Here is a 2,693-nt window from a genome sequence, read left to right as displayed (position 1 = left end):
TTTGCCCCCTCCGCCTCCACCGCCTTGGCCCTGAGCGCTCGAAGCTCCGGGGCCATGTGCTGGATGACCGCCTCAGCAACCCGGTTGCCGTATGCCTTCGGGTTCACGCGGTCGCCCATGGATGGCTCTGGAACGTCCACGTTGGGCGTTCTGTCCTGCGCCTGCCCGACCCTGCCGTAATACTCGCGAATCGTCGTGTGCGTGGCCCTGGAGCCTTCCATTCCTCTTTTCAGACCATGCTTGCGCCCGACTTCGTGGGCAAAATCGGTCTGCATGGCACTGAGCTTCGCCTTGCCGCCCAGGAACGCTTTGGCGTTGAGTTTGCCCTGGTCATCGAGCGGCACAACGTAGGCGACCAGGTGCGGGCTCGTTTCGTCCCGGTGGATGGCGGTAGCGACCACGTTTTCCGGGCCGTGCCGGGCTTTCAGCCACTCCACAGCATCCGCAAAGTAGGCCGAACCATCATCACCTTGGGCGAAGTGCTCAGGACTGGCGCCGATGAAGTATTCGACACACAGCACTGCATCCGATCGCCGCTTCTCTGGTAGCCGTGCTTCCAGAGCCGCTTTGATCGACTCGGGGCTGTCGCCATCTCCGAACTCGTTCAACTCGGCGCGCTGGGGGTCCGCATTGGGGGTGTCTCGCGTCCTGAAGGTGTGCGAGAGCGACCCGCCAATGGCCCCCATCGACTTGAGTTTTTTCGCGCGAAGAATGGCGTAGCTCATGGCTGCCTCGGTCCTGAATGTGGCCGCGATTTTGGCAGCGAATGAGCGAGAGCGAAAGAGCAAGGTGTACTTACTACACCTTGTTCCAAGGTTACTCGCCCCTACGGGGGTAAAATCAAGGGCACGCCCCCGCGCCCTGTTCGCCCGCAAGCGGAGCGCGCAGGCCGAAGGCGCGGCGTGAAGGAGCGAAGCAGCCGCACGCTGGTCCTCCCCCCTTGCGCGGATTTGGACGGCGCACAGCGACTGGAAGGCCGCAGTTCTTGGATCCAATAGTAAGCGTGCTCTTTTAGAGATATTCATATGGTTAGTTTAATTTAAAGAAGCACCCAATCGAGGGACTAGGTGTGCAGCCCTCCGTCCTAACGCGCTTCGCTTGTTGGGCGTCCCCCAGCGCATCGCCCGCTTCGCGGTCACTGCACTGGGAGCCACCTTGATCTAGGGAACAGCCTGATTCTTTGAATCTGGGTATCAACATCAAAGGCAACACAAAAGCAGGATCAAACGCCGCAGTAAGAGTTAAGAAGGCGCATGGCTACAGCCCGCAGAATACGGGGGGGGTTTTTTCAGAACAGGTAGGAGGGTCTATCAGAACTAGTGGGACACTCAATCAAAAAAAGGCAAATTTTGATAGAGCAAGCATCATTAATTGTGTATGTTTTGAATATACCGTTTCAATTGCTGAGCTAGGGTCTATCAAATATGAGTGTAAAATTGAGGTTGGTACGCCATGAAACCAATCCTTTTCTTGAAGGGATGGTGGTACCTGTTAAAGGCCAGAAGGTCCAACTCTCTCGCATAGGCAAAGACGATAATGTCTTGGTCAACCATGCGACAGGAGAGGTGCAGGGCACTCACGTAACCACGTACAGAACCGTCGACTCTGACCAGTTCGTAAAGCTCTTTTCTCAAAATATAGCGCTCACTTTCAGCCTGAAAGCCGCAGGAATAAAAGCGTTCAACGTGCTCATCTGGATATTGCAGAGCAAGGCGATAGACCGGGATTTGATCCCGCTTGATAAATTTGCTCTTGAAGAATTTGTCACTACTCACGCCAACAGAAGCCCATCTATCAAGCTCTCCCTGCCTACGTTCGGACGAGGCCTTGTAGAGCTTGAGAGCGCACAGATAATCGCGAAACACATTCGCCCCGGGTTTTATTACATCAACCCTAATTTCTGTTTCAACGGTGACCGGATTGCGTTCACCACAGTGATTCAGCGCAAAAGTGAGGCTCAACTTGTGAGGGGGGAAGCATGAGTGACCCGAAATGGGCCGCCTACGATGTGGCTCGCAGCCGCCTGCTGATACAAATCTGCGACGTAAATAACGCGCTGCACCTGGAGGAAGCCAAAGCCACCCCGGACACCGCTAAAATCGTCGCCCTGGAGAACGAGCTGGACGCCCTGAACGATCAGTCCGACATGCTCAGTGCGGACGACATCGAGCTGACCAGCAAGATCGCCTCCGGGCCTTGCCCCTAGCGGTCTATGTCCTTATCTGGCGCTCTGGATCGCTCCGGCGCTGCCGGCTGAATTGGGCGCTCTACCGCCGCCTCCTGAGCCTTCTGCAGCGCTTCCGTGGCCCGCGTTTCTTGAATTCGGTCGCTCATCTTCTGAACCATCCCCGCCAATACCACACGATCACTCGCGTTCAGCGGCCCGAGCGCCTTCAAAATCGGCTCCAGCCGCTTGCTCTGATCCGCCAGCTGTTCCCGTGCGTTTGCGGCCTCAGCCCGGGCTTGTGCGACTTTGCGCTCTGCAACAGCTTCGGCATCTGCAATCACGCGCTCTGCCTTGGTTCTGGCCTCCAATGCCTCGGATCGGGCGCCCTTGGCCTCACGCTTTGCCCCCTCCGCCTCCACCGCCTTGGCCCTGAGCGCTCGAAGCTCCGGGGCCATGTGCTGGATGACCGCCTCAGCAACCCGGTTGCCGTATGCCTTCGGGTTCACGCGGTCGCCCATGGATGGCT

General features: G+C 57.4%; 5 protein-coding genes. 3 read left to right on the top strand and 2 right to left on the bottom strand.

The features are described from left to right. The coding region (gene mobV, locus L9Z73_RS28750; RefSeq protein ID WP_247408196.1) for a MobV family relaxase at nt 1-725 on the bottom strand (725 nt) is incomplete at its 3' end. Nucleotides 726-1,180: 455 nt separating this feature from the next. Between mobV and L9Z73_RS28745 the strand changes: the two genes are divergently transcribed. Genes L9Z73_RS28745 through L9Z73_RS28735 form a run of 3 tightly spaced genes read left to right on the top strand, consistent with a single transcriptional unit; the run spans nt 1,181 to nt 2,206 of the window. Further along, nucleotides 1,181-1,456, top strand: coding sequence for a hypothetical protein (locus tag L9Z73_RS28745; protein WP_247408194.1), 276 nt, complete (start codon nt 1,181-1,183; stop codon nt 1,454-1,456). Further along, complete coding sequence (locus L9Z73_RS28740; protein ID WP_162441219.1) at nt 1,425-1,982, top strand: replication/maintenance protein RepL; 558 nt, start codon at nt 1,425-1,427, stop codon at nt 1,980-1,982. Before L9Z73_RS28745 ends, L9Z73_RS28740 begins: the two co-directional genes overlap by 32 nt. Next, entirely contained in the window at nt 1,979-2,206 is a 228-nt protein-coding gene (locus L9Z73_RS28735; RefSeq protein ID WP_162441220.1) for a hypothetical protein, read from the top strand. The genes L9Z73_RS28740 and L9Z73_RS28735 overlap by 4 nt, the downstream gene beginning before the upstream one ends. Here the strand turns inward: L9Z73_RS28735 and L9Z73_RS28730 are convergent. Then, the coding region (locus L9Z73_RS28730; RefSeq protein WP_247408193.1) for a hypothetical protein at nt 2,203-2,693 on the bottom strand (491 nt) is incomplete at its 5' end. The genes L9Z73_RS28735 and L9Z73_RS28730 overlap by 4 nt on opposite strands.

The sequence above is a fragment of the Pseudomonas emilianonis genome, from assembly GCF_023072625.1.
GTDB lineage: Bacteria > Pseudomonadota > Gammaproteobacteria > Pseudomonadales > Pseudomonadaceae > Aquipseudomonas > Aquipseudomonas paraveronii.
This window is presented reverse-complemented; position numbering and strand designations above follow the sequence as displayed.

Excerpts from the sequence above, each read along its gene's own strand:
- L9Z73_RS28740 (WP_162441219.1), top strand. The coding sequence starts at position 1,425 with ATGAGTGTAAAATTGAGGTTGGTACGCCATGAAACCAATCCTTTTCTT.
- L9Z73_RS28735 (WP_162441220.1), top strand. The coding sequence starts at position 1,979 with ATGAGTGACCCGAAATGGGCCGCCTACGATGTGGCTCGCAGCCGCCTG.